Origin of the sequence: Actinomycetospora aurantiaca (genome assembly GCF_037401875.1) — a bacterium.
In the GTDB taxonomy this organism is placed as follows: domain Bacteria; phylum Actinomycetota; class Actinomycetes; order Mycobacteriales; family Pseudonocardiaceae; genus Actinomycetospora; species Actinomycetospora aurantiaca.
Map to the genome: position 1 here is coordinate 57,735 of NZ_JBBEGN010000002.1, position 25,656 is coordinate 83,390.

29 protein-coding genes are annotated in these 25,656 nt (G+C 75.3%); 15 read left to right on the forward strand and 14 right to left on the reverse strand.

What is annotated here, in order from left to right:
* The first annotated feature begins 29 nt into the window (after positions 1-29).
* Genes WCD74_RS04800 through WCD74_RS04810 form a run of 3 tightly spaced genes read left to right on the forward strand, consistent with a single transcriptional unit; the run spans position 30 to position 1,656 of the window.
* A complete protein-coding gene (locus tag WCD74_RS04800) occupies positions 30-788 on the forward strand; it encodes a TetR family transcriptional regulator (protein ID WP_337693696.1) in 759 nt (252 codons plus the stop codon).
* On the forward strand, positions 785-1,138 hold the full coding sequence (locus tag WCD74_RS04805) for a DUF4873 domain-containing protein (RefSeq protein ID WP_337693697.1): 354 nt from the start codon (positions 785-787) through the stop codon (positions 1,136-1,138). The genes WCD74_RS04800 and WCD74_RS04805 overlap by 4 nt, the downstream gene beginning before the upstream one ends.
* Positions 1,135-1,656, forward strand: a complete 522-nt coding sequence (locus WCD74_RS04810; protein ID WP_337693698.1) for a hypothetical protein — start codon at positions 1,135-1,137, stop codon at positions 1,654-1,656. Before WCD74_RS04805 ends, WCD74_RS04810 begins: the two co-directional genes overlap by 4 nt.
* A 176-nt stretch (positions 1,657-1,832) precedes the next feature.
* Here the strand turns inward: WCD74_RS04810 and WCD74_RS04815 are convergent, their stop codons facing one another.
* A complete protein-coding gene (locus WCD74_RS04815) occupies positions 1,833-3,188 on the reverse strand; it encodes an FAD-dependent oxidoreductase (protein ID WP_337693699.1) in 1,356 nt (451 codons plus the stop codon).
* Positions 3,189-3,374: 186 nt separating this feature from the next.
* Between WCD74_RS04815 and WCD74_RS04820 the strand changes: the two genes are divergently transcribed.
* The gene (locus WCD74_RS04820) at positions 3,375-3,626 is read left to right on the forward strand and encodes a hypothetical protein (protein WP_337693700.1); all 252 of its coding nucleotides are present in this window, start codon (positions 3,375-3,377) and stop codon (positions 3,624-3,626) included.
* Here WCD74_RS04820 and WCD74_RS04825 read toward each other — a convergent pair whose 3' ends face one another.
* Positions 3,627-4,376 carry a class I SAM-dependent methyltransferase gene (locus WCD74_RS04825; RefSeq protein WP_337693701.1) on the reverse strand — a complete coding sequence of 250 codons (750 nt, stop codon included), beginning with the start codon at positions 4,374-4,376 and terminating at the stop codon, positions 3,627-3,629.
* A 163-nt stretch (positions 4,377-4,539) separates the two neighbouring features.
* Here WCD74_RS04825 and WCD74_RS04830 point away from each other — a divergent pair, with 163 nt between their 5' ends.
* A complete protein-coding gene (locus WCD74_RS04830; RefSeq protein WP_337693702.1) occupies positions 4,540-4,785 on the forward strand; it encodes a hypothetical protein in 246 nt (81 codons plus the stop codon).
* Between the two features lie 69 nt (positions 4,786-4,854).
* On the forward strand, positions 4,855-5,121 hold the full coding sequence (locus WCD74_RS04835) for a hypothetical protein (protein ID WP_337693703.1): 267 nt from the start codon (positions 4,855-4,857) through the stop codon (positions 5,119-5,121).
* A gap of 51 nt (positions 5,122-5,172) precedes the next feature.
* Here WCD74_RS04835 and WCD74_RS04840 read toward each other — a convergent pair whose 3' ends face one another.
* Positions 5,173-5,379 carry a DUF2795 domain-containing protein gene (locus WCD74_RS04840; RefSeq protein WP_337693704.1) on the reverse strand — a complete coding sequence of 69 codons (207 nt, stop codon included), beginning with the start codon at positions 5,377-5,379 and terminating at the stop codon, positions 5,173-5,175.
* 50 nt (positions 5,380-5,429) lie between these two features.
* On the opposite strand from WCD74_RS04840, the gene WCD74_RS04845 reads away from it, so the two are divergent.
* On the forward strand, positions 5,430-5,873 hold the full coding sequence (locus WCD74_RS04845; protein WP_337693705.1) for an HAD family hydrolase: 444 nt from the start codon (positions 5,430-5,432) through the stop codon (positions 5,871-5,873).
* Entirely contained in the window at positions 5,870-7,198 is a 1,329-nt protein-coding gene (locus tag WCD74_RS04850; RefSeq protein WP_337693706.1) for a DNA polymerase IV, read from the forward strand. The genes WCD74_RS04845 and WCD74_RS04850 overlap by 4 nt, the downstream gene beginning before the upstream one ends.
* 8 nt (positions 7,199-7,206) lie before the next feature.
* Here WCD74_RS04850 and WCD74_RS04855 read toward each other — a convergent pair whose 3' ends face one another.
* On the reverse strand, positions 7,207-8,940 hold the full coding sequence (locus WCD74_RS04855; protein ID WP_337693707.1) for an ABC transporter ATP-binding protein: 1,734 nt from the start codon (positions 8,938-8,940) through the stop codon (positions 7,207-7,209).
* On the reverse strand, positions 8,934-10,127 hold the full coding sequence (locus WCD74_RS04860; protein ID WP_337693708.1) for an epoxide hydrolase family protein: 1,194 nt from the start codon (positions 10,125-10,127) through the stop codon (positions 8,934-8,936). Before WCD74_RS04860 ends, WCD74_RS04855 begins: the two co-directional genes overlap by 7 nt.
* Positions 10,128-10,270: 143 nt before the next feature.
* Between WCD74_RS04860 and WCD74_RS04865 the strand changes: the two genes are divergently transcribed.
* The 5 genes from WCD74_RS04865 (at position 10,271) to WCD74_RS04885 (ending at position 16,109) form a co-directional block, all read left to right on the forward strand.
* Positions 10,271-10,543 carry a hypothetical protein gene (locus WCD74_RS04865; RefSeq protein ID WP_337693709.1) on the forward strand — a complete coding sequence of 91 codons (273 nt, stop codon included), beginning with the start codon at positions 10,271-10,273 and terminating at the stop codon, positions 10,541-10,543.
* A gap of 30 nt (positions 10,544-10,573) precedes the next feature.
* On the forward strand, positions 10,574-12,181 hold the full coding sequence (gene mdlC / locus WCD74_RS04870) for a benzoylformate decarboxylase (RefSeq protein ID WP_337693710.1): 1,608 nt from the start codon (positions 10,574-10,576) through the stop codon (positions 12,179-12,181).
* A gap of 248 nt (positions 12,182-12,429) precedes the next feature.
* Positions 12,430-13,440 carry an ABC transporter ATP-binding protein gene (locus tag WCD74_RS04875; RefSeq protein WP_337693711.1) on the forward strand — a complete coding sequence of 337 codons (1,011 nt, stop codon included), beginning with the start codon at positions 12,430-12,432 and terminating at the stop codon, positions 13,438-13,440.
* Positions 13,441-13,477: 37 nt separating this feature from the next.
* Positions 13,478-14,281, forward strand: a complete 804-nt coding sequence (locus tag WCD74_RS04880; protein WP_337693712.1) for an ABC transporter permease — start codon at positions 13,478-13,480, stop codon at positions 14,279-14,281.
* A 751-nt stretch (positions 14,282-15,032) separates the two neighbouring features.
* A complete protein-coding gene (locus tag WCD74_RS04885) occupies positions 15,033-16,109 on the forward strand; it encodes a pyridoxamine 5'-phosphate oxidase family protein (RefSeq protein WP_337693713.1) in 1,077 nt (358 codons plus the stop codon).
* A gap of 4 nt (positions 16,110-16,113) precedes the next feature.
* On the opposite strand, the gene wrbA is transcribed toward WCD74_RS04885, so the two are convergent.
* Positions 16,114-16,710 (reverse strand): NAD(P)H:quinone oxidoreductase, encoded by a 597-nt coding sequence (gene wrbA / locus WCD74_RS04890; RefSeq protein WP_337693714.1) that lies wholly within the window; start codon positions 16,708-16,710, stop codon positions 16,114-16,116.
* A gap of 70 nt (positions 16,711-16,780) precedes the next feature.
* Between wrbA and WCD74_RS04895 the strand changes: the two genes are divergently transcribed.
* Complete coding sequence (locus WCD74_RS04895; protein ID WP_337693715.1) at positions 16,781-18,097, forward strand: PucR family transcriptional regulator; 1,317 nt, start codon at positions 16,781-16,783, stop codon at positions 18,095-18,097.
* On the forward strand, positions 18,094-20,001 hold the full coding sequence (locus WCD74_RS04900) for a homocysteine S-methyltransferase family protein (protein ID WP_337693716.1): 1,908 nt from the start codon (positions 18,094-18,096) through the stop codon (positions 19,999-20,001). Before WCD74_RS04895 ends, WCD74_RS04900 begins: the two co-directional genes overlap by 4 nt.
* Here the strand turns inward: WCD74_RS04900 and WCD74_RS04905 are convergent.
* The 8 genes from WCD74_RS04905 to WCD74_RS04940 all read right to left on the reverse strand — a co-directional run bounded on the left by WCD74_RS04905 (position 19,991) and on the right by WCD74_RS04940 (position 25,643).
* The gene (locus WCD74_RS04905; RefSeq protein ID WP_337693717.1) at positions 19,991-20,176 is read right to left on the reverse strand and encodes a hypothetical protein; all 186 of its coding nucleotides are present in this window, start codon (positions 20,174-20,176) and stop codon (positions 19,991-19,993) included. The genes WCD74_RS04900 and WCD74_RS04905 overlap by 11 nt on opposite strands.
* A 120-nt stretch (positions 20,177-20,296) precedes the next feature.
* Positions 20,297-21,079, reverse strand: coding sequence for a tyrosine-protein phosphatase (locus WCD74_RS04910; protein ID WP_337693718.1), 783 nt, complete (start codon positions 21,077-21,079; stop codon positions 20,297-20,299).
* A gap of 88 nt (positions 21,080-21,167) precedes the next feature.
* Complete coding sequence (locus WCD74_RS04915; protein WP_337693719.1) at positions 21,168-21,896, reverse strand: energy-coupling factor ABC transporter ATP-binding protein; 729 nt, start codon at positions 21,894-21,896, stop codon at positions 21,168-21,170.
* Between the two features lie 32 nt (positions 21,897-21,928).
* On the reverse strand, positions 21,929-22,687 hold the full coding sequence (gene cbiQ / locus WCD74_RS04920) for a cobalt ECF transporter T component CbiQ (protein ID WP_337693720.1): 759 nt from the start codon (positions 22,685-22,687) through the stop codon (positions 21,929-21,931).
* Entirely contained in the window at positions 22,687-23,040 is a 354-nt protein-coding gene (locus WCD74_RS04925) for a PDGLE domain-containing protein (RefSeq protein WP_337693721.1), read from the reverse strand. Before WCD74_RS04925 ends, cbiQ begins: the two co-directional genes overlap by 1 nt.
* Entirely contained in the window at positions 23,037-23,738 is a 702-nt protein-coding gene (locus WCD74_RS04930) for an energy-coupling factor ABC transporter permease (protein ID WP_337693722.1), read from the reverse strand. Before WCD74_RS04930 ends, WCD74_RS04925 begins: the two co-directional genes overlap by 4 nt.
* A gap of 179 nt (positions 23,739-23,917) precedes the next feature.
* Positions 23,918-24,313 (reverse strand): VOC family protein, encoded by a 396-nt coding sequence (locus WCD74_RS04935; RefSeq protein WP_337693723.1) that lies wholly within the window; start codon positions 24,311-24,313, stop codon positions 23,918-23,920.
* A gap of 67 nt (positions 24,314-24,380) precedes the next feature.
* On the reverse strand, positions 24,381-25,643 hold the full coding sequence (locus WCD74_RS04940; protein ID WP_337693724.1) for a cytochrome P450: 1,263 nt from the start codon (positions 25,641-25,643) through the stop codon (positions 24,381-24,383).
* Between the last annotated feature and the right edge of the window lie 13 nt (positions 25,644-25,656).

Consider the following 25,656-nt stretch of genomic DNA (forward strand, 5'->3'; position numbering starts at 1 on the left):
AACCGTAACCGGTGGTAGCGTCTTCGCCCATGGCGGACGGTGTCAAGCCGAGACAGGGCGGTACGCCCCCTGCTCGTGACGGGCGTCGCACCCGGTGGACCAAGCACCGCGAGGAGCGCCGGGCGGAGTTCGTCGAGGCCGCGATGCGCGTGCTCGCCGACACCGGGCCGGATTTCGGTATCGAGCAGGTGGCCGTCGAGGCCGGCGTCACCAAGCCCGTGCTCTACCGGCACTTCTCCGACAAGGCCGACCTCGTCGAGGCCATGGGCGAGCGCGGCACGCAGATCCTGCTCGACCGCCTGATCCCGGCGCTGAACTCCGAGGAGGCGCCGCTCCCGCGCATCCGCAAGTCGATCGACGCGGTGCTGGGGACGCTCGAGCAGTACCCGAACCTGTACTGGGTGCTGGCCCGCCACGGCCACGGCCAGGAGGTCGTCCAGGCCGACAAGGAGATCATCGCGACGGCGCTGTCGGCGCTGCTCGGTGACTACCTGCGGGCCTTCGGCCTGGACTCCGGAGCCGCGGAGCCGTGGGCCTACGGCGTCGTCGGGCTGGTGCAGGCCACCGCGGAGTGGTGGCTGGAGCGCCGGTCGATGAGCCGCGACTCCGTCACCGAGTACCTGACGACGCTCGTCTGGGCCGCCATCGACGGCTTCGCCCGGCAGGCCGACGTCGTGATCGACCCGAACGTGCCGCTCGAGATCAACAAGGTGATCCAGATGTCTCCCGGACGATTCGCCGGGAGCGACGAGTCCGATGTCGCCGACGCGGGGAACGGGGATCGATGACGCACGACGAGCACTCCGAGCACGACGACGAGGGCTACCGCGGGGCGGCCACCCTGCGGCTGGAGGACGAGCGCGTCTTCGACGTGCAGGTGGTGCTGCGCGGGCACGTCGAGCCGCTCGACGGCCGGTACCACTGGTACGGGCGGGTCGCGGTGCACGCCGAGCTGGAGTCCGCGCTCGGCGGGAAGCGGACGCGGGCGCTGGTGGTGACCCCGCAGGGCGAGGCGGTCGGGGACCTCTCGGACGTCGACCCCTGGGGTCGGTACCGGGTCTCCGGGACCTCGACGCCGCCGTTCGCGGTCGTCACCGACGTCACCGATGTCACCGACGCTGCCGAGGTGCCCGCGTGAGCGACCGCGACGCGGTCGTCGCCGCCGTCGTCACTCCCGAGCGCGCGGTCCGCGACGTCTCCGGGCTGATCGGCGACCGGATCGCCTTCGGGCCGGTCACCGCCGGACCGGGCGGGATGGCCACGGCCCGGGCGGTCGGGGTGATCGGCCGGCTCCGCGGCCGACGGCAGGGACCGGCCCGCACCGAGGTGCACGTCCCGGTGCAGCTCGACCTCACCGTCGAGATCGGCGCGCGCACCGTTCCCGTGGACGGGCAGATGACGGTGCGGATCGGGCTGGAGGCGTGCCTGGCGCCCGGGTCGGACCACATCGTCGTCGAGGTCGACGAGATCGGGCCCGCGGACATCGCCCTGGAGACCCGCACGTCGGGCATCGGCGGCGTGTTCGTGCGCCGCCTCGGCAACCTCGACGCCGAGATCCGCCACCACGTGATCGGCTTCGTCACCGACCTGCTGGGCTCCGAGGAGGCGCGGGACCTGCGGCGGATCGACCTCGACGAGGAGTCCGACACCGCGTAGGGCCGGGTCGCCGTCTCGTCGCCATCCGTGTCAGCAATGGACCGTTGCTGACACCTGGCGTCAGGGAGGCGCCACTCGCACAAGGCGGGCCGCGACGTCCGCACGTGCGAGTGGCGCCGTTCGCACACCTGACGTCAGGGATGGACCATTGCTGGCACGACGGCGGCCGCGGCCCCCTACTGCGGGCGCACCAGGTCCATGAAGGCGGACCGGTCCACGACCTTCACCCGGGGCCGGCCGCCGGGCTCGCCCGCGGCGCGCTCGTGGGCGTCGATGGCCTCCCAGCCGTCGAGGTCCACGAGGTCCGGGCAGCGGCCCGAGAGCCACTCCTCGATCTCCTCGGCGCTCGGCGGCGTCGCGTCCGCGCGGCTCCCGGACGCGAGGTCGGCGAGCAGGCCGCGGACCGTCTCGTTGGCGTCCTTGCGGTTGGTGCCGATGATCCCGGTGGGGCCGCGCTTGATCCACCCGACGACGTACTCGCGCTCGCGGCCGTCGATGCGGCCCTCGTGGTGCGGGATCGTTCCCGACGCCTCGTCGAAGGGGACGCCCGGCAGCGCCATGCCCTTGTAGCCCACGGCCCGGAACACGAGACCGCAGTCGACGGTCTCCCGCTCGCCGGTGTCGACCGGTCGCACCCGGCCGTCCTCGGAGGTCTCGAGCCGGTTGACCGCGAGCTCCACCCCGGTCACCGGGCCGTCGTCGGAGTCCCCGAGCACCCGCAGGGGCGAGCGCAGGAACCGGAACTCCATCCGCCGCGGAGCGTCCGGGTCCGGGCCCCGCTCGGCCCACCCGCGCAGGATCTCGATGTTGCGCCGCGTGCCCTTGACCAGGTCCGCGTCGCCCTCCGCCGGCGGCATCTGCGCGGGGTCGACGACCGTGGTCAGGCCGTCGATGTCGTCGAGCTCGCGCAGCTCGGTCGTGGTGAACGCCGCCTCCACGGGCCCCCGCCGCCCGCAGACCACCACCTCGCGCACCCCGGACGCCACGAAGCCCTCGATGGCGTGGTCGGCGGTGTCGGTCGCGCGCAGGTCCTCCTCGCCGAGCAGCAGCATCCGCGCCACGTCGAGGGCCACGTTGCCCGCGCCGATCACCACGGCCCGCTCGGCGGCCAGGTCCGGGTCGAGGCCCACGTAGTCCGGGTGGCCGTTGTACCAACCGACGAAGTCGACCGAGGCGAGGCTGCCCGGCCGGTCCTCGCCCTCGATGCCGAGCCGCCGCTCGGTCTGCGAGCCCACCGCGTAGACCACCGCGTCGTACCGGTCGAGCAACTCGTCCACGGTCACGTCCTCGCCGACGTGGACGTGGCCGAAGAACCGGAAGCCCGGCCGGGCCGCGATCTTCTCGTACTGCAGGCTCACCGACTTGATCTTCGGGTGGTCGGGCGCGACGCCGGCGCGGACGAGGCCCCACGGCGTGGCCAGCCGGTCGTACATGTCGACCCGGACCGGCGGGTCCTCGGAGTCCAGGAGCGCCCCGGCCGCGTAGAAGCCCGAGGGACCGGAGCCGATGATCGCCACGGCGTGCGTCCTCATGTGCCGATCCTGTCGGAGGAGCGCGTGATCCGCACCTCTCCGCCGCGGCCGCCCGTTCCGCGCGCCACGCCGACGATCGGGTGCGCCACGCCGGACGGCGCGTCGGAAAACGGCCCTCGATCGAGTCATCACTCCATGCGGCATCGGGCCTGTGGAGGGTCCCGACCTGCGCCGACGATGGTCGTGATGATCAGAGACGGAGAGCATGCGTCGTGGCGTCGGGGCCGGGAGGTCCTGGACGACTACGACCTCGACCGCGTGCTCTCCGAGGAGCTCGCCGACGACCTCGTCAACGAGCTCGCCTGCCTGCGCCCCCGGGCGTACCGGCGGCCCGCGCACGCCGTGGGCGCGGGGCCGGTCCCGGCGCCGGTCCGCGGCCGGATGACCGTGCCGGTCCGCCCGCGCCTGCGCGTGCTCCGCGGGGGCCGTGCGGACTAGCTAGCGCTTCACCGCGGCCAGCACCACGTAGTACAGCTCCGCGCCGGCCATCGAGAGCCGGTGCCGGAAGCGCCGCTGCACGACGATCTCGGTGTCGCTGCGGCCGCGGACCATCGCCTCGACGTCGCTGACGTCGTGGTCGTCCGGGTGGGCGTCCTTGAGCGTCAGGGCGATCACCGAGCCGGACGGGAACGCCGACCACAGCTCGTCGAGCGCGTCGACCGGGACGTGCCCCTCGCCCACCGCGCCCGCCGCGACGAGGGCGTTGAGCCGCTCCTCGGCGACCAGCCGGGCCACCTCCGCGCCCTCGAGGCGCTCGCCGACCAGGTAGTGGTCGTAGAGCCCGGGACGGTCGCGGTGCGCGGCGTCGCGGGCCTCGCCGATACCGTCCGCGCCGACCACCACGGTGACGCCCCGGGCAGCCATCTCCTCGCCGACGACCCCGTTGCCCGCGCCCAGGTCGAAGGCCCGCAGCGCCTCGGGCGCCAGGCCGATCGACGCGCCGGCCTCGACGAGCGCGTCGGCCACCGTCGCGGGGGAAGCGCACTGCAGCTGCCGCTGCACGACCTCCTCGTAGAGCCCGGGCACCGCGTACACGGTCGCGTAGTCGTGCAGGACCACCCGCTGCTCGCCGCCGTCCCGGCGCAGCAGGAACTGCTCCTCGCCCTGGCGGCGGTCGGGGGTCGTGTCGAGTTCGACGGTGAACGCGGCGGGGCGAGCGGAGCGACGGGGGTCGGTGGACGAGGTCATGGGACCCATCGTGACCGGCGTGACCTCCGGTCGGACAGGGCGATGTGTCCTTGCTCCCGCTGCTGTTTCGCGCACCGTGCCCCGTCGGTCACGCTGCGGACACCACGACCGGGCGCCGTCGCCGCCGCCGCGCACCTCCACCTCCGACGACAGGAGGCCCACCGTGAGCATCTCCTCCGCCACCACCCCGTCCGCGATGGTCGCCGCGCTGCTGCGGCCCGGCGCCGCACCACGCGCGGCCGAGGTCGCCGCCGAGGACCGGGAGCACGCCGCCGCGGTCGTCGCGGACCTCCTGCACCGCGAGTGCACCGAGTGGAGCTGGACCTCGCACCGGGCCGACGCGCACCGCGAGGACGCCGCGCGCATCGTCGGCGCCCTCTGTCGCGAGGGCTGGGCGCCCATCCCCTGAACGGGGTGCGGCTGTCTCGCCATGAGACGGAACCCGTTACTCTGACGCGCCGATCAGGGGAGGAACGTCGTGGCCAACTTGGACGTCGACGGCCGCCAGGTGCGGGAGTCGAGCCGCCGCTCCGGAGCCGTGTGGACCTGGCAGTCCGACGGCGAGCAGCCCATCGACTACGAGATCGAGTGGGTCCAGGACAAGGACATCTTCCTGTACGGCACGCGGGTGCGGCCCGGCGGCTGGAGCGTCTCGCGGCTCGACGAGTCCACCTGGGCCAACGACGGCACCCTCGAGGGCGCGCGCGAGGTCGTGGAGCGGCGACTCCCCACGATGCCGCGCTGAGCACGCGTTCCCGACGACGGGTCCGGACAGGACCCGCCGTCGGGAAGAGCGTCAGGAGCCGCCGAGGGCCCCGGCCTTCGAGAGCTGCTCCATGACCGCGTTCGGGCCGTCGAACTGCTCCTTGTCGAGCCCGCGGATCGTCTCGACGAGCTGGTCGTCCGCGCCCTTCTCCTTGGCGTGGTCGGCGAGCTGCTCGGGGCTTCCGGGGTAGGAGAACCCGCCGAGGGACTTCTGCACCTGCGTCACGTCGTAACCCATGCGCGGGGATGGTCACCGCAGGCCGGTGGCAACCATGGAATCCTGCCGAGGTGCTCACCTGTCCCTGGTCGTGCGTGGTCTGGGACCTCGACGGCACGCTGCTCGAGCGCGGCGGCCTGCGTCCCGTCGACGGGGTGGAGGCGGTCCTCGCGGCGTGGGCGGGCGCCGGGGTCGAGATGGCCGTCGCGACGTCCGCGTCGACCTCGACGGCCCGGCAGGTGGTCGACGGGCTCGGCTGGTCGGGGTGGTTCTCCCACGTCGCCGGCAGCGCGCCCGGGGTGGCCGGCAAGGACGAGGTGCTCGCCGAGGCGCTGCTCGGACTGGGTCGGGTGCTGCCCGAGGGGGCGGCGGGCGCCGCGATGGTCGGCGACTCGCCGGCCGACGTGGCCGCGGCCCGCCGGCACGGCCTGACGGCGGTCGGGGTGACCTGGAGCGGCACGCCCGCGGACGCGCTCGGCGGGGCCGACGTCATCTGGACCCGTCCCCCGTCATGACCGGGCCGGGACGGCGCTGGGTCGTCCACCTCGACCTCGACTCGTTCTTCGCCTCGGCCGAGCAGCTCACCCGCCCCACGTTGCGCGGCCGGCCGGTGCTCGTCGGCGGGCTCGGGCCCCGCGGCATCGTCGCCGGCGCCTCCGGGGAGGCCAAGGCGTTCGGGGCGCGCTCGGCGATGCCGATGGCGCAGGCCCGCCGGGCGTGCCCCTCCGCGGTCGCCCTGCCGCCGCGCACGGCCGTGTACCGGACGCTGTCCGAGTCCTTCTTCGCCGTCGTCCGCGCGGCCGCCCCGGTGCTCGAGCAGGTGGCCTACGACGAGACGTTCGCCGAGCCGGCCGCCCTCGCGGGCGCCGAGGTCGACGAGGTCGTGGCGTGGGCCGAGGGCGTGCGCGCGCAGGTGCGGGAGGCGACCGGGCTCGCCGTGTCGGTGGGGGCGGGCTCGGGCAAGCAGGTCGCGAAGATCGCCTCCGGGCTGGCCAAGCCGGACGGGGTGCACGTCGTGCGCCACGGCGGCGAGCGCGCGCTGCTCGACCCGCTGCCGGTGCGCTCGCTCTGGGGCATCGGCCCGGTGGCGGAGACCGCGCTGCACCGGGCCGGCGTGACGACGATCGCGGCGTTCGCGGCGATGCCCGCGGTCGAGGTGACCGGCCTGCTGGGGTCGGCGGTGGGGACGGCGCTGCACCGGCTCGCGCAGGGCGTCGACGACCGCGCGGTGACCGAGCGGGGCGAGGCCAAGCAGGTCAGCGCGGAGACGACGTTCGACACGGACCTGTCCGACGTCACCGCGGTCGGCCGGGCGGTGGCCGATCTGGCCGCGTCCGCGCACCGGCGCCTGGTCGCCTCGCAGCGCGCCGCCCGCACGGTCACGGTGAAGGTGCGCGGCGGGGACTTCGTCACGCACACCCGCTCCGAGACCTCCACCGTGGCCTCGACCGACCTGCCGGCGCTCACCGCGGTCGCGCAGCGGCTCGCCGTCGACGCCCTGCCGGACGCGGGTGTGCGGCTGGTCGGGGTGTCGTACGCGGGCCTGACGACGGCCGTGCAGGGGACGCTGTTCGAGTCGGCGGACGCGCCCGCCGAGGAGCCGGCCGCCGTCCCTGTCGTCGAGGACGTGGTGGAGGAGACCCCGGAGCCCGCGCAGGAGTGGCGCACCGGCGACGACGCCGCCCATCCCGAGCACGGCCACGGCTGGGTGCAGGGCGCCGGGCACGGGCGCGTGACGGTGCGCTTCGAGACGCGGTCCACCGGGCCGGGGCGGGCGCGCACGTTCGCGGCGGACGACCCGGAGCTCACGCGGGCGGACCCGCTGGTGTCGTTGACCTAGATCGACACCTAGACGAGCAGCTGGGACCGGGCGAGCTCGGCGTAGAGCGGGCTGAGCCCCAGCAGCTCGGCGTGGGTGCCGGTGGCCGCGACCCGCCCGCCGTCCAGGACGACGATCTGGTCGCAGTCGATCACCGTCGAGAGCCGGTGCGCGACGATCAGCAGCGTCCGGTCCGCCGCGGCGGCGACGTCGATCGCGTCCTTGAGGGCCTGCTCGTTGCGGGCGTCCAGGCTGGCGGTGGGCTCGTCGAGCAGCATCAGCGACGGTTGCGCGAGCAGCGTGCGGGCGATCGCCAGTCGCTGGCGCTCGCCGCCCGACAGCAGGACCCCGCCCTCGCCCACCGGCGCGTCCAGCCCGAGCGGCGACCGCTCGACCAGCCCGCCCAGGTTCACCGCGTCCAGGACGGCGAGCTGGTCGGCCTCCGGGGCGTCCGGCGCGGCGAGCACGAGGTTGTCCCGGAGCGTGCCGGCGAGCGCCGGCGACTCCTGCTCGACGTAGCCGAGGCGGGCCCGCAGCTCCGCCCGCGGCCGGTCCCGCACGTCCACGCCGTCCACGATGACCGCGCCGGCGGTGACGTCGTAGAACCGCTCGACGAGCGCGAACACGGTCGACTTGCCGGCCCCGGACGGCCCGACCAGCGCCGTCCGCGTGCCGCGCGGCACGGCGAACGAGACCCCGTGCAGCACCGCCGTGCCGTCGGCGTGCGCGAAGTCGACGCCGCGCAGCTCCAGGGCCGGAGCGGTCGGCGGCGCCGTCGGGGCGGCGGGGACGTCGCCCGCGGTCTCGCCGGGCAGCCCCGCCACCTCCTCGATCCGCGCGAGGGCGCCGAGGCCGGTCTGCAGCTGCGTCCACGCCTGCGCGAGCCGGGCGAAGGGCAGCACGAGGAGGAAGAGGTAGAGGACGAACGACACCAGGTCGGCGACCGTGAGGACGCCGGCCGCGACCCGGGCCCCGCCGATGCCGAGCACGGCGATGAACGAGCCCTGCGTGGCGACGGTGACGGCAGGGGAGACGAGGGCCTGCAGCCGTGCGGCGCGCACCCCGGCCGCGTACGCGGCCCCTGCCGCGCCGACGACGCCGTCGATCTCGCGGTCGGTGGCCCCGCTCGCCCGGATGGTGCGGACCGCCGTCAGCCCGCGCTCCACAGCCGCGGTCATCTCGCCGACCCGGGCCTGGGAGAGCGTCGAGAGCGCCCGGATCCGCCGGGACGCGGAGCCGATCACCACGGCGCCCGCCGCGACGGCCAGCAGCGTGACCCCGAGCAGCGTCAGGTCGACCAGCGCCATCGCCACCGCGGCTCCGACGACGACCACCACGGAGCTGGCGATCTCGAACAGGCCGGAGGTCACGACGGCGCGGAGCAGGGTCGTGTCGGAGCCGATCCGCGAGATGAGGTCGCCGGTGCGGCGGGCGTCGTACTCGGCCACGGGCAGCCGCAGCACCCGGTCCACGAGGGTGCGCCGGGTGGAGAGCACCAGGCCCTCGGCGGTCCGCTGGAGCAGGAACGACTGCACCGCGCCGACGAGGGCGCCGCCGAGCAGGACCGCCACGAGGACGGTGGCCGCGGGCAGCACCGCACCGGCGCCCTGCACCGCCGTGACGACCCGGCCCACGAGCAGCGGCTGGGCCAGCGAGGTCGCGGCGGTGACCAGGGAGAGCACGGCGACGACGAGCAGCGTCCCGCGGTGCTCCCGCAGGTACGGCCACAGGCGCCGTGGGCCCGGGGTGCGGCTGCTCAGCACACCACCCCGCGGAACGACTCCTGGAGCTCGTCGACGAACAGCTCGGGCACCTCGAGCGAGGCGAAGTGCCCGCCGCGGTCCAGCACGCTCCAGCGGCGGAGGTCGGTGTAGCGGGCCTCGACCCACGAGCGCGGCATCTTGGCCATCTCGGCCGGGAAGAGCGACACCGCCGAGGGCACCGTGACCGGCTCCCGCCGCTGGATCTGCGCGTTCTCCCAGTAGAACCGCGCGGACGAGGCCCCGGACGCGCCGAACCAGTACACCGCGACGTTGTCGAGCAGCCGTCGGCGCGGGACGGACGGCTCGAGGGTGGGGCCGCCGTCGGTCCACACCGCGAACTTCTCCGCGATCCACGCCAGCTGGCCGACCGGGGAGTCGACGAGCGCGTAGCCCAGCGTCTGCGGCCGGGTGCGCTGCTGGCCCGAGTAGCCGCTGCCGACCCGGCCGAACTCGCGGGCCTCGGCCAGCCACCGCTGCTCGGTCTCCGGCAGGTCCTCGTCGCGGGCGCCCTCCGGCCGCTGCGCGAGCGGCATCGTCGTGTGGAGCATGGCGACGCGGTCCGGGTGCCGGACGCCCAGCGCCGTCGTCACCATCGCGCCCCAGTCGCCGCCCTGGGCGAGGAAGCGGGGGTAGCCCAGACGCGACATGAGGACGGCCCACGCATCCGCCACGTGGTCGACCGTCCAGCCGGTGGTGGTCGGCTTGTCGGAGAAGCCGAAGCCGGGCAGCGACGGCGCGACCACGTGAAAGGCAGGGCTCGCGGGGTCGTCGGGGGCCGTCAGGGGGCCCACCACGTCCAGGAACTCGACGACCGAGCCGGGCCACCCATGAGTGATCAGCAGTGGCTGTGCGTCATTTCGTGGTGACTGTACGTGCAGGAAGTGGATGCCGAGCCCGTCGATCTCCGTGCGGTACTGCCCGAGCCCGTTGAGCTCGTCGGACAGCGCCCCGACCCGGTGCTCCTCCAGCCACGCCCGGGCCAGGTCCGCCACGTCCGTGGCGGGGATGCCCTGCGACCAGTCGTCGACGGGCTCGGGCTCCGCCAGCCGGGCCCGCCGGAGCCGTTCGTGCAGGTCGGCGACCTGGTCGTCGGGGATGTCGAGCACGAACGGGGTGATTTCGGCCGGGTCCGCCGGGCGGGTCGACGACGGGGTGGCGGGGGTCGGCTCGGCATCGTCGGGGGCCATGGTCGCGACGCTAACCGGCCGCGTCCGGACGCGCCGTGGGGAGGCGCCCGTCCGGGTGTCACCCCGACACGCCGCCGGATGGAAGCTGTCCCCCGAAGGTGGCGTCTTCCGCCCACGCTGTCACACGGGCCGTCATCGTGGCGATGAACGGAGCGGAGGTGATCATCGTGCTGAACGAACGGCCCGCGGCACTGCTGGCGGCAGCGGCGGATCTGGACGAGTGCGACGGCTACGTGGTCCTGGTGTTCGACCCGGAGACCGGTGAGATGGACGCCCACGGCCCCTACGAGGGGGTCGCGGCGACCGTCCGCGCCGAGGAGCTGCGCCGCAACTTCGACTCCGACGACCTGCGTGACGTGGTGGTCCGCGTGAGCAGGTTGCACCTGCCCGCGCCGGTGCCGCAGCAAGCCTGGTGAGTTGACGCGCCGCGGGGTAGACCCTGCGGCGTGACGCTCACCGTGAGAGAAGCCGCGCTCGAGCTGTTCCGGGCGCACGGCCTGACGACGGTCTTCGGGAACCCGGGCTCCACCGAGCTCCCGATGCTCCAGGAGTTCCCGGACGACTTCACGTACGTCCTCGGGCTCCAGGAGGCCGTCGTGGTGGGCATGGCCGACGGGTTCGCCCAGGCCGGCGGCCGGCCCGCCCTGGTCAACCTGCACACCGCACCCGGCGTCGGGAACGCGGTCGGGGCGCTGGTGAACGCGGCGGCCAACCGGACCCCGCTGGTCGTCACCGCCGGGCAGCAGGTCCGGCCGATGATGACGCTCGAGGCGATGCTCACGAATCCGCGGGCCACCGAGCTCCCGCGGCCGACGGTGAAGTACTCCGCGGAGCCGCCGCGGGCCCAGGACGTGGTCCCGACCCTGGCCCGGGCGATCCACCTCGCCTCGACCCCGCCGACCGGCCCGGTGTTCGTCTCCGTCCCGATGGACGACTGGGACGTCGAGCTGACCGGCGACGACCTCGAGCTGGCCCGCCGCGCGGTCCGCCGCCGGGTCGCGATGCCGATCGGGCCGTCGTCGTCCGGCCTGGACGTCCTGGTCGCCGCGCTCGACGGCGCGTCCTCGCCCGCGCTCGTCGTCGGAGGGGAGATCGACTCCGGCGGCGGGTTCGACGACGCGGTCGCGCTGGCCGAGCGGCTCGGCTGCGCGGTCTACGGGCCGCCCGCGGACGGGCGTGTCGGGTTCCCCGAGACCCACCCGCAGTTCCGCGGCGCCCTGCCGATGGCGATCGCCCCGGTCGCGCAGACGCTGGCCGCGCACGACGTCGTCGTCGTCCTCGGGACCGCGGTCTTCCGCTACTACCCCTACGTGCCCGGCGGGTTCCTGCCCGAGGGCACGACGCTGCACCACGTGACCTCCGATCCCGACGAGGCCGCCCGCGCCCCGATGGGCGACGCGCTCGTCGCCGACCCGACGGCGGTGGTCCGGGAGCTGCTCGCGCGCGTGGCGCCCTCCGGGCGGGAGCCGGCCGGCTCGGCGCCGTCGGCCGCGGCGGCGCAGGCGTCCGCCACCCCGGACACGCTGACCGCCGAGGAGGTCTTCGACGTCGTCGGGACGGTGTGGCCGGAGGACGGCGTGGTCGTCGACGAGTCGCCGTCGAACCGCGGCGCCCTGCACGCCCGGCGGCGGGTGTCGCGCCCGGCGTCGAGCTTCTTCACGACGTCGGGTGGGCTCGGCTTCGGGCTGCCCGCGGCGGTGGGGGTCGCCCTGGCCGACCGGTCGCGCCCCGTCCTCGCGGCGATCGGCGACGGGTCGATGCAGTACGGCATCCAGGCGCTGGCCACCGCCGCGGCGACGGGAGCCCCGGTCACGGTGCTCGTCCTGGAGAACCGCGAGTACGCGATCCTCAAGTGGTTCGCCCAGCGGGAGGGCACGCCGAAGGCGCCCGGCCTGGACCTGCCGCCGGTCGACTTCACCGCGCTCGCCGCGGGCTACGGCGTGCCGGCGGAGTCGGTGACCACCGCCGAGGAGCTCCGCGCCGCGCTGGAGCGGGGCCGCGACGGCGAGGGTCCGCGGCTGGTCTCGGTGCCGCTGGGCCGCCCGGGGGGCTGATCGCGGGGGGCGTCGCCGCGGGGACGTCAGCAATGGTCCATCGCTGACGTCAGGTGTGCGAAGGGCGCCACTCGCCCATCCACTTCCCGGCCGCCGGATGTGCGAACGGCGCCATCCTGACGTCAGGCGTCAGCAACGGACCATTGCTGCCACGCGGGGTGGCACGCAGGGCGACCGCAGGAGTGGTCGTCCTCCTCACCCGGTATCGAGATGCCCCGCCCGCGCACCTCCGCGTAGCGTCGCCGGACGTGTCGACCCAGACGCAGCTCACCCCGACCGGCGCCGGACCGTCCGCCGTGCCCGCCGTCGAGGTCGCGGACCTCGTGAAGCGCTACCCCAAGGCGAGCACCAACGCCGTCGACGGCATCTCGTTCGCCGTCGCGCCCGGCGAGGTGTTCGGCCTGCTCGGCCCGAACGGCGCGGGCAAGACCACCACGATCGGCGTGCTGACCACGCGGGTCCGCAAGACGTCCGGGCGCGCCACGGTGGCCGGGGTCGACGTCGCGCGCGACCCGGTCGGCGCCCGGGCGCTGCTCGGCGTCGTCCCGCAGCGGCCGAACCTGGACCGCAGCCTGGACGCCAAGGGCAACCTCGTCTGGCACGCCGCCTACCACGGGGTCCCGCGGTCCCGGCGCGGTCCGCTGGCCGACGAGCTGCTCGAGCGCATGGGGCTGGCCGACAAGGCGGGCACCAACCCCGACGAGCTCTCGGGCGGGCAGGCGCAGCGGCTGATCATCGCCCGCGGCCTGATGCACGACCCGCGGGTGCTCTTCCTCGACGAGCCGTCGACCGGCCTGGACCCGCAGGCCCGGCTGTTCGTCCACGACCGGGTCGTGGAGCTGGCGGCGCGGGGCGTCACGGTCGTGCTCACCACGCACGACATGGACGAGGCCGCGAAGCTCGCCGACCGCGTCGGGATCGTCGACCACGGCGTCCTGCTCAAGCTGGACACCCCGGGCAACCTCGTCGCCGGGCTGTCCGGCTCCGCCACCGTCGACCTCGACGTCACCGGGATCGACCCCGAACAGCTCCGCGCGCGCCTGGCCGCCGTCCGCGGCACGGCGGGCGCGGAGGTGCTGCAGCAGCCGGACGAGGGGCCGGCCCGGCTGCGCATCCGGGTGGACGGCGAGGCCGGCGCGGCGCTGCCCGGCCTGCTCGAGGAGGTCACGACGGCGGGTGGCCGCGTCTCCGACGTCGGGCTCGGCGAGCCGACCCTGGAGGACGTGTTCATCGATCTCACGGGGAGGGGCCTGCGGTGACGCGCAGCGGAGCGGAGCCGGAACGGATGGAGCTGCGGTGACGGTGACCGAGATCGAGCCCTACCGCCGGGTGTCCGCGGGGCGGGCGTTCCTGGGCGTGCTGGGCCGCGACGTCGCGGTCACCGGCAAGGAGCTCGGCAGCTTCCTCTCGCAGGTGCTCGTCCAGCCGTTCTTCCTGCTGTTCGTCTTCGGCAAGGTGCTGGGCGAGCTGGGCTACGTGGCACCCGGGTACGCCCAGCTGCTGCTGCCCGGCCTGCTCGCGCTGAACGCGTTCTTCGTCGCCGTCCAGGCCGTGGCGCTCCCGCTGGTCATCGACTTCAGCTACACCAAGGAGATCGAGGACCGCCTGCTCGCGCCGTTGTCGACGCGGATGGTGGCGGTGGAGAAGATCGTCTTTGGCGCCCTGCGGGGGCTCATCGGGTCGCTGGTGATGATCCCGGTCGGCTACCTGGTGCTGGACGAGGTCACGTGGGACCTGGGCGGCCTCCCGATCTCGGCGCTCCTGCTGGTCCTCGGGTCGTTGTCCGGCGGCGCGGCGGGACTGGTGATCGGCACGCTGGTGAGCCCGCGACGGATCAACATCGTGTTCGCGGTCGTCGTCACGCCGTTGCTGTTCACCGGGTCGACGCAGTTCCCGTTCCTGCAGATCGGCACGCTGCGCTGGTTCCAGGTGATCTGTGCGCTCAACCCGATCACCTACGTGTCGGAGGGTCTGCGCGGCGCGCTGACCCCGCAGATCCCGCACCTGCCGGCGTGGGTGTGTCTCGCGGCGCTGGTGTTCTCGTGCCTGCTGTTCGGCGCGATCGGGGTGCAGGGGTTCGTCCGGCGCGCGCTGGACTGAGCGCCCCGACCATCCGCAGCCACACCAGCGCCCCGAGCAGGGTCGGCAGGCTGAGCAGCGGGCTCGGGAAGCCGAGGACCTGGCTGAGCGCGAGGTCCCCGGACACCGCGAGGAACCCGGCGACGAACCAGCCCCGGCCGGCCGCCGGGTGGCGGCCCCGGTCGAGCGGGGTCGTGCGCCACGGCTTGACGAGCGAGAGCCAGGCCTGGAACGCGATCGCCCCGGCCATGCACGCCGCCGCGGCCACCATCGCGCCGGAGGCCGGGGTGTTGCCGGCGTCGACCTCGCCCAGCTGGACGGACAGGATCGCGATCCCGACGTAGAGCTGCACCAGCGTGACCGCGAACTTCGCGGCGACCCACCAGTGCCGCACCAGCCCCCACGGGGTGGCGAGCGCGAGCAGGATCCCGGTGGCCGCGGACCCGTTCGCGGCGGGCGCGAGCAGCCGCATGTCCAGGACGTGCGCCATGTCGACGGCGGCCGCGGCGCGGGCGGGGTCGTCCCGGGAGAGCGCCAGCAGCACCACGAGCCCCAGCGCCGTGCTCATCCACGCGAACGAGGTCAGCACGTGCAGCCACACGAGGAGCTTCCGCCAGGTCGTCACGGGCGACGACGCTCCTCGTCGTCGGACGGCCGGACATCGGGGACAACCCTGGGTCGGCCCCGAGAACGACCGGATTGCCCCGATCGGGGGTACAGGCTGCGGCTGGTGCCCGTAGCGTGACGCCCACGCGGATCGGGGGGCGATCAGATGGGCGAGACGGACGAGCGGGACACGCTGACGGACGAGCAGGACGGGCCGGACGTGCCCGACGAGGAGGTGCCCGCCGGCCCCCTGCACGGCGACGTCCTGCACCGGGTGGTCGCCGCGCGGACCGCCGTCCTCGCCACCACGGACCGCGACGGGCGCAGCGACGTCGACGTCCTCACCGGCCCGCGATGTTTCCTGCGCGTGCTCGACGCCGGGCGCTTCGCCTTCCCGGACGAGGGCCTCGAGGCCACCTCCGCCGCCCGCGCGAACCTCGCCGAGTCGCCCCGGCTCGGCATGCTGCTCGTCGACGACGCCGGCCCGAGACGGCGGGGGCTGCACGTCGACGGCACCGCCCGCGTGGTCCCGGCCGAGGACCTGCGCGCCGAGTACCCCGACCTCCCCACCCACCCGGTGCCCGGGCGGGACACCGACGTGTGGGTCGTCGTGGAGGTCGGCGACCTGTACCCGCTGGACGGGTCGGACGTCCCACCCCTCGGGCCGGGCCCGCCGTTCGTGCCCACGCCCCCGCCGGGAAGCGGTCGACGTCCAGGGCTGCTCGTCGCGGTCCTGGCCGTGGTCGCCGCCCTGCTCGCCGTCGCCGTCGTCGGGCTCCTCGTGACCCGGCCCGCCGGGGTCGGGGACGCCACCGCCGCACCCGTGCCGGTCCCGGACCCCGGCCCGTCGGGACCGCCGACCCTCCGCGGCGTCGTCGACCGGGTCGTCGACCCGGCCACCGTCGTCGTCACCGTCGCCGGGCGCCCCGTCACCGTCGGGATCGTCGGACTGGACGCGGCCACCGTGCCGCCGTGCGCCGTGCCCGCGTCGCTGGAGTTCGCCCGCCGGACGCTGGAACGGCAGACCGTCACGCTCGTCCCCGATCCCACGCTGCCGGAGCAGCCCGGCGTCACCCGCGCGTACGCGGTCCTCGGCAGCCAGCTCTCCTACACCGACGCCGCCATCAGCGCCGGGCACGCACCGGCCGCCGGGGACACCCAGTACCGGGCGGTGTTCGACCGCGAGCAGCGGGACGCCGAGGCCGACGAGGTCGGCATGTGGGGCCCTCCCTGCGTGCGGTGACGCCCTACGCGGCCAGGCGGGCCGCGACCTGCGCGAGCCGGGCGCCCTGCACGCGGGCCGCCCCGAGGGCCTCCTCCTCGGGAGCCGCCGACTTCCGCGACACCCAGGACGCGCCGTACGGGTTCCCGGAGGTCATCAGCGACGGGTCCGCCGCGTAGCCGAGGGGCATGATCAGCGTGCCCCAGTGGTAGAAGGTCATGTTCATCGCGACGGTCGTCGTCTCCAGCCCGCCGTGCCCGGTCGAGGCCGACGTGAACGACGTCCCGACCTTGTCCGCGAGCTTGCCCTGCGCCCAGAGGCCGCCGGTGGTGTCCAGGAACGACTTGAGCTGCTCGGCGGCGGCACCGAAGCGGGTCGGGCTGCCGAGCGCGATGCCGTCGGCCCACTCGAGGTCGTCGAGCGAGGCGACGGTGTCGTACGGGTTGTCGTCCACCCACGCCTTCCAGCGGCGGTTCGCCTCGATCGCCTCCCGCGGGGCGCGCTCGGCGACCGGCCGGACCCGCACCTCCGCGCCCTCCCCGCGGGCGCCCTCGGCGAGCGACTCGGCGAGCGCGGCGACGTTGCCGGTGGCGGAGTAGAAGACGACGGCGATGCGAGCCAAGGGGGGCCTCCTCGTGCGGGGGTGTCGTGATCACCCTCTCGCGCGGGGCCGGGCGCGGCACACTGGACCCGTGGCGGTGGAGGGGTTCCCGACGGCGCGGGGGGTCGGTCCGGTGCCCGACCCACCCGCCGAGACCCTGCGCGGCCTGGTCCTGCTGCACCGGCGGATCTCCGGCCTGGCCGCGGCCGAGGACGGCCCGGCGGCCGTGACACGGCTGCTCGCCGAGCAGCTCGGCGCGGTCGCGGCCGTGGTGTCCGCCGACGGGAGCCGCACCGTGCTCGCGGCGGCCGCCCCGGAGACCGACGACCGGCGGGCGGCCGCGGTGGTGCGCGCGGAGGTCGCGGAGTCGCGCTGGGAGCGGGTGCTCGCCGGGGCGGCGCGCAGCGGCCGCGCGATGCGCGTGCCCGGGCGGGGGACGTGGGTGCGGGTCGTCGTCCCGGTCGAGGTCGCAGGGGAGGTGACCGCGTTCCTGCTCGCGGAGGAGGACCCGACGCACCGGTCCCGGTCGGCCGCGCTCGACGGCAGCGCCGCCGACGACGTCCTGCTGCTCGCGGCCGAGCACGCCGCGACGATCGTCGGGGTGCTGCTGGGGCGGCAGCGGGTGCTGGCGGCGGCCGCCGGCCAGGTCCGCGACGACCTCGTCTCCGGGCTCCTGCTCGGGCGGGCCCGGTCCGCGGCCGAGGCCGCCCAGTGGGCCGAGCACGTCGGGCTGGAGCTCGCGGGCACCGCGTACCGGGTCATGGTGGTCGTTCCCGACGACGGGGCGGAGCCGGTCCGGGTGGACCTGCTCACCGCGGCCCGCGACCGCCTGGCCCGCCTCGTCCCGGACGTCCGGGCGGTGCTGCGCGACCGCGAGCTCGTCGCGGTGGTGCCGGGCGCGGTCGACCCCGCCGAGCTCTCCGACCGGCTCGCCGGGGGGCTCGTGCGCGGCCGCGGCCCGTGGCCGGTGACCATCACGCTCGGCCGCGAGGTCGACGACCTGGCCGGACTGGCCCGGTCCTACGACCAGGCGCGCCGCACCGTCGACGCCGCGCGCCGGCTGGGCCGTCAGGGCCGGCTGCTGCGCTTCGAGGACCTCGGGGTGCACCGGCTGCTGCTGCAGGTCCCCGACCCCGAGGACGCGCGCGTCTTCGCCCGCGAGGTGCTCGGCCGGCTCGTCGACGCCGACTCCGGGCGGGCGGGCGACCTCGTGCGGACCCTGGCCCGCTACTTCCGCGAGGACGGCAGCCCGCAGCGCACCGCCAAGGCCCTCTCCGTGCACCCGAACACCGTCGGGTACCGGCTCCGGCGCGCCGAGGAGCTCTCCGGCCTCGTCCTCGACCACTACCCCGACCGGCTCGCCGCGCAGGTCGCCCTGGAGATCCTCGGCTACATGGAGGACGAGTGACCGGCTTCGCCGCCGCGCTCGCGGCCGGGACGCTGCTGGGCGACGGCGCCATGGGCACCCTCGCGCAGGCGACCGGCGCCCGCGCCGACGGGGCGGCCAGCGAGCTCGTCCTGCTCGCCCCGGAGCTGGTCGGAGCCCTGCACCGGCGGTACCTCGACGCGGGCGCGGACGTGGTGCAGACCCACACCTACGGCGCCGGTCGGCTGCGCCTGGCACGGCACGGGCTGGCCCGCCAGGTCCACGAGATCAACGTGACCGCCGCCCGGCTGGCGCGGGAGGCGTGCGAGGACGCCGGCCGGCAGGCCTTCGTCGCCGGCTCGGTGTCCCCGGCGACCTCCCCCCGCGCCCCGGGATCGGTGGAGTCGGCCGCGGTGCGGGCGGCGATCCGCGAGCAGGCCGCGGCCCTCGCGGAGGGAGGGGTGGACGTCCTGGTGTGCGAGACGTTCGCCCACGCCGAGGAGCTCGCCGAGGCGGTCGAGGCCGTGCGGGAGGCGGCCGACCTGCCCGTGGTCGCCCAGGCGACCTTCGTCGACGAGGACGGCGAGCCGGTGACCACCCTGGGCGAGACCCCCGAGGACGTGGCGCGGATCGTGGGCGCGTTGCGTCCGGTGGCCCTCGGGTCGAACTGCACGCTCGGACCGCAGGGGCTGCTCGCGGTGGTCCGGCGGATGGCGGCCGCGGTGCCCGACGGGACACCGGTGACCGCCCTGCCGAACGCGGGCCTGCCGCACGTCGTGTCCGACCGCCGCGTCCGCTTCGCCGCGGACGCCGCCCACTTCGGGCGCTACGCCGCGCGCTACGCCGCCGCCGGGGCCCGGCTCGTCGGCGGCTGCTGCGGCACCACCCCCGCGCACGTGGCCGCGGCCGCCGCGGTGCTCGCCGAGGGACCCGTCGTCGACGAGCCCGTCGTCCCGCCCACCGCGGGCCCCCGGGTCGTCCGGGACCGTCCGATGCCGGACGACCGCGTCGGACCCGGCCGCGGGGCGTTCGCCCGCTGGCTCGACGCCCCCGCCCCGCGGCCGCTGCTCGTGGCCGAGGTGACCGGCCCCGGGTCCGACGACCTCGACGGGCACCTCGCCCGGGCGCGGGCCGCCCTGGGGGCCGGCGCGGAGGCGCTGTGGGCCGGCCGCGAGCGCGCGCGGCGCCCGCGGATCACGGCGGCCGGGATCGCGGCCGGGGTGCACGAGACGGTGGACGCCGACGTGGCCCTGACGGTGACCAGCTGGAACGCCAGCCGGATGGCGCTGCAGGCCGACCTGCTCGGCCTGGACGCGCTCGGCGTGCACACCGTGGTCTGCGAGACCGGCAACCCGCCGGTGCACGCGGACCGCCCGGTGCGCGACGGGGTGTGGGAGGTCGACGCGGTCGGGCTGGTGGGCCTGGCGGCGTCGATGGCCGCCGGCGTGGACGCGGACGGCGACCGCCTCGCCCCGGTGCCCTTCCGGGTGGGGGTCCGGGTGACCCCGGGAGCGGAGGACCTGGAGCGCGAGCTGTCCCGGGTGCGGCTCAAGGTCGAGGCCGGGGCGGAGTTCCTGGTGACGCGGCCGGTGTACGAGCTGGGGCGCCTGCGGCGGGTCGTGGCCGGTCTCGCGGCGACGGGCGTCCGCGTCCCGGTGCTGCTGACGCTGGCCCCGCTCACCGGTTACGCCGAGGCGGAGCACCTCGCCCACGAGGTGCCCGACGTCGTCGTCCCGGACGAGGTCCTCGCACGCGTGCGGACGACCGGTGAGGACCCGGCGCCCGGCCTCGAGCTGGCGGCGGAGCTGGCCGGCGAGGCCCTGCGCGACGGGCTGGTCGCCGGCCTGGTGGTGCGGCGTCCCGGGCCGCCCGGGCTGCTCGCCGACGCGGTCGCCCGGCTGCGCGCGGTGCCGGGCCGACCCGTCGTCGGGACCCTCAGACGGTGACGACCGCCGGGCGGGGCGTCCCCGCGTGCACCGCGGCCCGGAGCCGGGCGACGGTCTCGCGCAGGTACGTGACCTCGCGGGTCAACGACTCGACGGTCTCGCCCGCGAAGTCGTAGGCCATCTCCTCCGGCATGACCACGACCCCGCAGCAGGGGCAGGTCGCGGGGCTCGTCATGGGGCACCTCTCGAGATCGTCCGGCGTCGATCTCCAGTCTGCTGACGCGGTGCCCACCCGGCACTGTCGTGCGCCCCAGCGTTGGCGGCCCGGACTTTGTGGTCCGGCACAGGGTGCGCCTCAGCGGTCCAGGATCAGCGCACGCCACTGCTCCACCCGGTCGTCGGACACCCCGGCGGCCCGGACGACCTCACCGATCCCCTCGCCGTCGAGCCGGTCGAGCACCCCGAGGACGTCGTCGCGGTCCACGCCGATGTCGCCCGCCGCGACCACGCCCGGCCGCAGCGCCCCGCGCCGTTCCAGCCGCCGCTGCAGGCCGATGCGGCGGGCGTTGGTGCGGGCGAAGTCGGCGTCGACCGCGGCCCGGGTGACGCCGGCCAGACGCAGCAGGACCGCGATCGCGATGCCCGTCCGGTCTTTGCCGGCCGCGCAGTGCACCAGCACCGGGTGGGGGCCGTCGATCACCGCGTCGAGCAGCTCGGGCACCCAGGACGCTGCCGAGTCGACGAGGGCCAGGTAGAGCGCCGCCGGGCCGATCCGGTCGTCCCGGCCCCGCGCGAGCAGCTCCGGCGCGAGCGTGTCGATCAGCGGCAGGTGCACCCAGCGCGTGCCGGCGAGCGGGTAGGGCGTGTCGAGCTCGCGGTCGCTGCGCAGGTCCACCGCGACGCCCGGCGGCCACGCCAGGCCCGCCGGCCACCCGGGGGAGTCCGGGCCGTCGTCGTCGAACGGGGCGTCGCCGCGCAGCAGGATGCCGGGCCGGGTGCGCCGGCCGTCGGCGGTGGGCAGCCCGGCGACGTCGCGGATGTTGTGGGTCGCCGGGCCGGGCGGGACGTGGGCGACGACGCCGCGGCGGTTCGCGGCTTCCCGACGCAGCCGACGGAGGCGGTTCAGGGGGTTCCGCACGTCCGCATCCTCACAGCCGCGGCCGGGCCGGACCGCGAGTGATACGTCACGCAGATCCCCGGGCCGCGGGACCTGCGCGACGTCGCACTCAGACCGAGAAGCCGTACGGCAGTTCCAGGCGGTGCTCGGCGAGGAAGGCGGGATCGGCGAGCAGCTCGCGGGTCGGCCCGTCCGCGACGACGACGCCCTCGTCGATCACCACGGACCGCGGACACAGTTGCAGGGCGTAGGGCAGGTCGTGGGTGACCATGAGCATCGTGCGGCCGAGTCCGAGCAGGACCTCGGCGAGCTCGCGGCGGGCGACCGGGTCCAGGTTCGACGACGGTTCGTCGAGCACCAGGATCTCGGGGTCGCACGCGAGCACGGTCGCGAGCGCGACCCGCCGTCGTTGCCCGCCGGAGAGGTGCATGGGGGAGCGGTCGGCGAGGTCGCCCGTCCCCACGGCGTCCAGGGCCTGCTTGACCCGCAGCGACAGCTCCGGCTCGGTGACCCCGAAGTTGGCCGGCCCGAAGGCGACGTCGTCGGCGACGGTCGGCATGAACAGCTGGTCGTCCGGGTCCTGGAAGACGATGCCCACGCGGCGGCGGATCTCCTGCAGGTGCGGCTTGGACACCTCGAGGTCGCCGACGCGCACGGTCCCGGCGCCGGCCCGGTGCACGCCGTTGAGGTGCAGCACGAGCGTCGTCTTGCCCGCGCCGTTGGGTCCGAGCAGCGCGACCCGCTCGCCCCGCTCGATGCGCAGGTCGACGCCGAACAGCGCCTGGTGGCCGTCCGGGTAGGCGAACGCCAGTCCCTCGACCTGCAACGACGGTGGCATCGATGGTCGAGCTCCGCTGCGCTGCGTCTCCGTCACAGGTACCCCGCCCCCGCGACGACGACCGCGGCGGCAGCCGGGACGAGGGCGACGGCCCAGGTGCGGGTGCTGGTCACGACCTCACCGAGCAGGGGCATGGAGCCGGTGTACCCGCGGGCGAGCATGGCCAGGTGCACCCGTTCCCCCCGCTCGTAGGAGCGCAGGAACAGCGTGCCGACCCCGCGGATCGTCGGGCCGATCTGCCACAGGAACCGGGGGTCGTGCCCGCGGGCGACCCGCGCGAGGCGCATCCGTCGGGCCTCGGCGGCGATGACCTCCAGGTAGCGCACCATCAGCGTCGCGATCGTCGTGACCAGAGCGGGGACGCGCAGCCGGGACAGGCCCGCGAGCAGGTCGCGCACCGGCGTCGTCATGCCGAGGGTCACCGAGATCAGCACGCCGAGCGTGCCCTTGACGAGGATGTTCCAGCCCGCGAGCAGGCCGTCCACCGACAGCGACAGCCCCAGGAACTCCGTGCGGGGACCGGTCGCGAGGAACGGCAGCAGGACCGCGAGCACCACGAACGGCGCCTCGATCAGCGAGCGGGCCGCGATCGCCGCGACCGGCAGCCGGGCGACGACCCAGATCGCGACGAGCAGCGCCAGGTGCACGCCGAACACCCAGAACGCCTCGCGCGGGGTCGCGACGACCGCGATCACCATGACGAAGGCCGTGACGATCTTGACGTGGGCCGGGAGCCGGTGGACGACGCTGTCGCCGGCGTGGTGGAGGGAATGGGCGTGGCCCGCCCCCATCAGGGGCCCGAACGGCGCCGCAGCAGCCAGAACAGCCCGCCCGTGACGGCGAGGGTGGACAGCACCCCGATCACGCCCGCGACGCCGGTGAGGGCGTCGTCGCCGCCCACGGTGTAGTCGGCCAGCGGGCTGCCGGCGGTCGCGTGCTCGCCGGCGTTCTGCGCGATGCACTCCCCCTGGAGCTGCTCGCCCGCCTCGGTCTCGACGGCCTCGCACCCGGACTGCGTCACCGCGTCCAGGCCGTCCGGGGAGCTCGACGCGAAATACGAGACCCCGCCCGCGAGGAGCAGGGCGACCAGGAGGAAGGCGCCGAGGAAGCCGGCGTAGCGCCGGTCGCGCGTGGGGGTGCTCATCGCGGCGTGGACTCCTTGACGATCAGCGCGGAGCGCTCGCCGCGCAGCAGGTACACGAGGTCGGGCCGCACCGCGGCCACCGCGCCGACGGTGAGCGCGGTGATGATGCCCTCGCCGATCCCGATCAGGGCGTGGAAGCCGGCCATCAGCCCGAACACGGTGCCCAGCGCGAGCCCCTGTCCGCCGAGCGCGTACTCGAGCACGAAGCCCAACGACGCGACCACGGTGTTCACCCAGGCCGCGACGAACGCCGTCGCGATCAGCCCGAACCGCGAGCGCCGGGCGAGCGGGCGCATCGCCACCGCCACCGCGAAGCCGACGAAGGTGCCGATCAGCGCCATGTTGGTGATGTTGGTGCCGAGCGCCGAGAGCCCGCCGTCGGCGAAGAGCAGCGCCTGGAGCACCAGCACGATCGAGACGCAGAGGGCACCGACGTAGGGGCCGACGAGGATCGCGGTCAGGGCGCCGCCGAGCAGGTGGCCGCTGACGCCGGGCAGGATCGGGAAGTTCAGCATCTGCACCGCGAACACGAACGCGGCGACCAGGCCGGCGAGCGGTGCCGTGCGGTCGTCGAGGTCGCGCCGGGCCCGGGCGACGCAGATCGCCAGGCCCACCAGGGCCACCAGTCCGAAGGCCAGCGACACCGGCGCGTTCACGATGCCGTCGCTCATGTGCATCGCGACCAGCTCGGTCGTCATGCGCGCTCCTCACCCGTCCGTGTCGTGCGTGTGAAGAGTCTGGCAAGGCCGTGCTTGTCGCACTAGACCTGCGACAGCACCGTCCTGGCCGTTCGGGCAGTGGGGCGCCGGGCGCCGGCACCCTCCGGGTGCCGGCAATGCGTCACTACGTGCACCCAGTGACAGGAAGTCCGGCTCCGTCAGTTCGCCAGCATGAAGAACTCCAGCGCGTTCCCGTCGGGGTCCTTCACCGACAGGGCGAGCCCGTAGTCGGCCTCGACGATGCCGGAGTGCTCGATGCCGACCGAGTCCAGGTGGTCGCGCCAGGCCGTCACAGCGTCCGGGTCGGAGCACCCGAAGCCGACGTGGTCCAGGCCCACCCGGACCGGGTCGAACCGGTCGTCGGGTGCGACCGTCTCGTGCTGGGTCAGCCCGAACAGCTGGCCGTCGGCGAGGGCGAAGACGCGGCGGCGGAACGGTCCGTCGGACAGCGTCATCGCGGGTTCGGTACCGAAGAGCTTCGTGTAGAAGGGCTCGCTGACCGAGAGGTCGCGGACGGACATGGCGACGTGGTGCACGGCGGGGACGGCAGGCATGACGGTGCCCTGCCCGGTTGTGCACGATCCCATGCGCGTCCGGCGATGCTCGACCGATCCCGAGAACTCAGGCCGCCACCGGGTACCGCCGCGGCCCGCGCAGGATCGTGGCCGTCTTCGGCACGGACCGGCCGGCCGCGCGTAGGCCCGGCATCCGCTCCGCGAGCATCCGTAGCGCGACGGTGCCCTCGAGGCGGGCGAGCGCCGCGCCGAGGCAGTAGTGGGCGCCGCCGGAGAAGGCCAGGTGGGCGGTCGTCTGCTCGCGGGTGAGGTCGAAGCGGTCCGGGTCGGGGTGGGCCTCCGGGTCCCGGCCCGCCGCGGCCAGCAGCACCAGCACCCCGGAGTCGCGGCGCAGCGGGACGCCGTCGAGCTCGACGTCCTCGTGCGCGATCCGGGCGGTGAGCTGCACCGGCGGGTCGTAGCGCAGGGTCTCCTCCACCGCGCCGGCGGCGAGCCCCGGCTCGGCCACCAGGGCCTCCCACTGCCCGGGCGTCGCCTGCATCGCGCGGACCGCGTTGCCGATCAGGTTCGTCGTCGTCTCGAAGCCGGCCACGAGCAGCAACTGGGCGAGCGAGACCAGCTCGTCGATCGTCATGTCCCCGGCGTCCAGGGCTCCGACCAGCTGCGAGACGACGTCCTCGCCCGGGTCGACCCGCCGTCGGGACACGAGGGACTCGAACAGCGTGCGCGCCTCGGCGGTGGTGCGGGTGAGCTCGTGGGCGTGTGCGACCGAGCGGACGCCGTCCAGCGAGCTGCCCAGCGCCCGGCCCCACGCGGCGAAGCGGTCGGCGTCGACCTCCGGGATCGCCAGCAGCCGCGCGATGACCGTGATCGGCAGCGGCGCCGCCAGGTCCCGGACGAGGTCGAAGCGGCCCCGGGCGGCCGCGCGGTCGAGGAGGTCGGTGGTGACGGTCTCGGCCACCTCGCGGTACTGCTCGAGGCGGCGGGGCGCGAAGGTCGGCTGGGCGAGGCGGCGCAGCCGGGTGTGGTCCGGCGGGTCGAGGCCGAGCAGGGACAGGTCCACCGGCTCGAGCAGCGACTGCCCCTCCTCCGGGGCGAACGGCGGCCGCCCGGTGGAGAGCCGCACCCCGAAGCGCCGGTCGCGCAGGACGCGCTCGCACAGCTCGTGGGTGCCGACGGCGCTGATCCCCGTCCGGCTCCGGACGACGCGGCGCGGGGTGCGCACGGCCGCGTAGGTCGGGTAGGGGTCGCGACGCCACGGCTTGTGCATCAGCCGGGCCACGGGGTCGCCCCGCAGGGCCAGCGCCAGACCGCCCGCGCGCATCGCGGCGATCCGCCCGCCGAGGGCGACGTCCTCACGGAGGGTCACCGATCACCTCGCC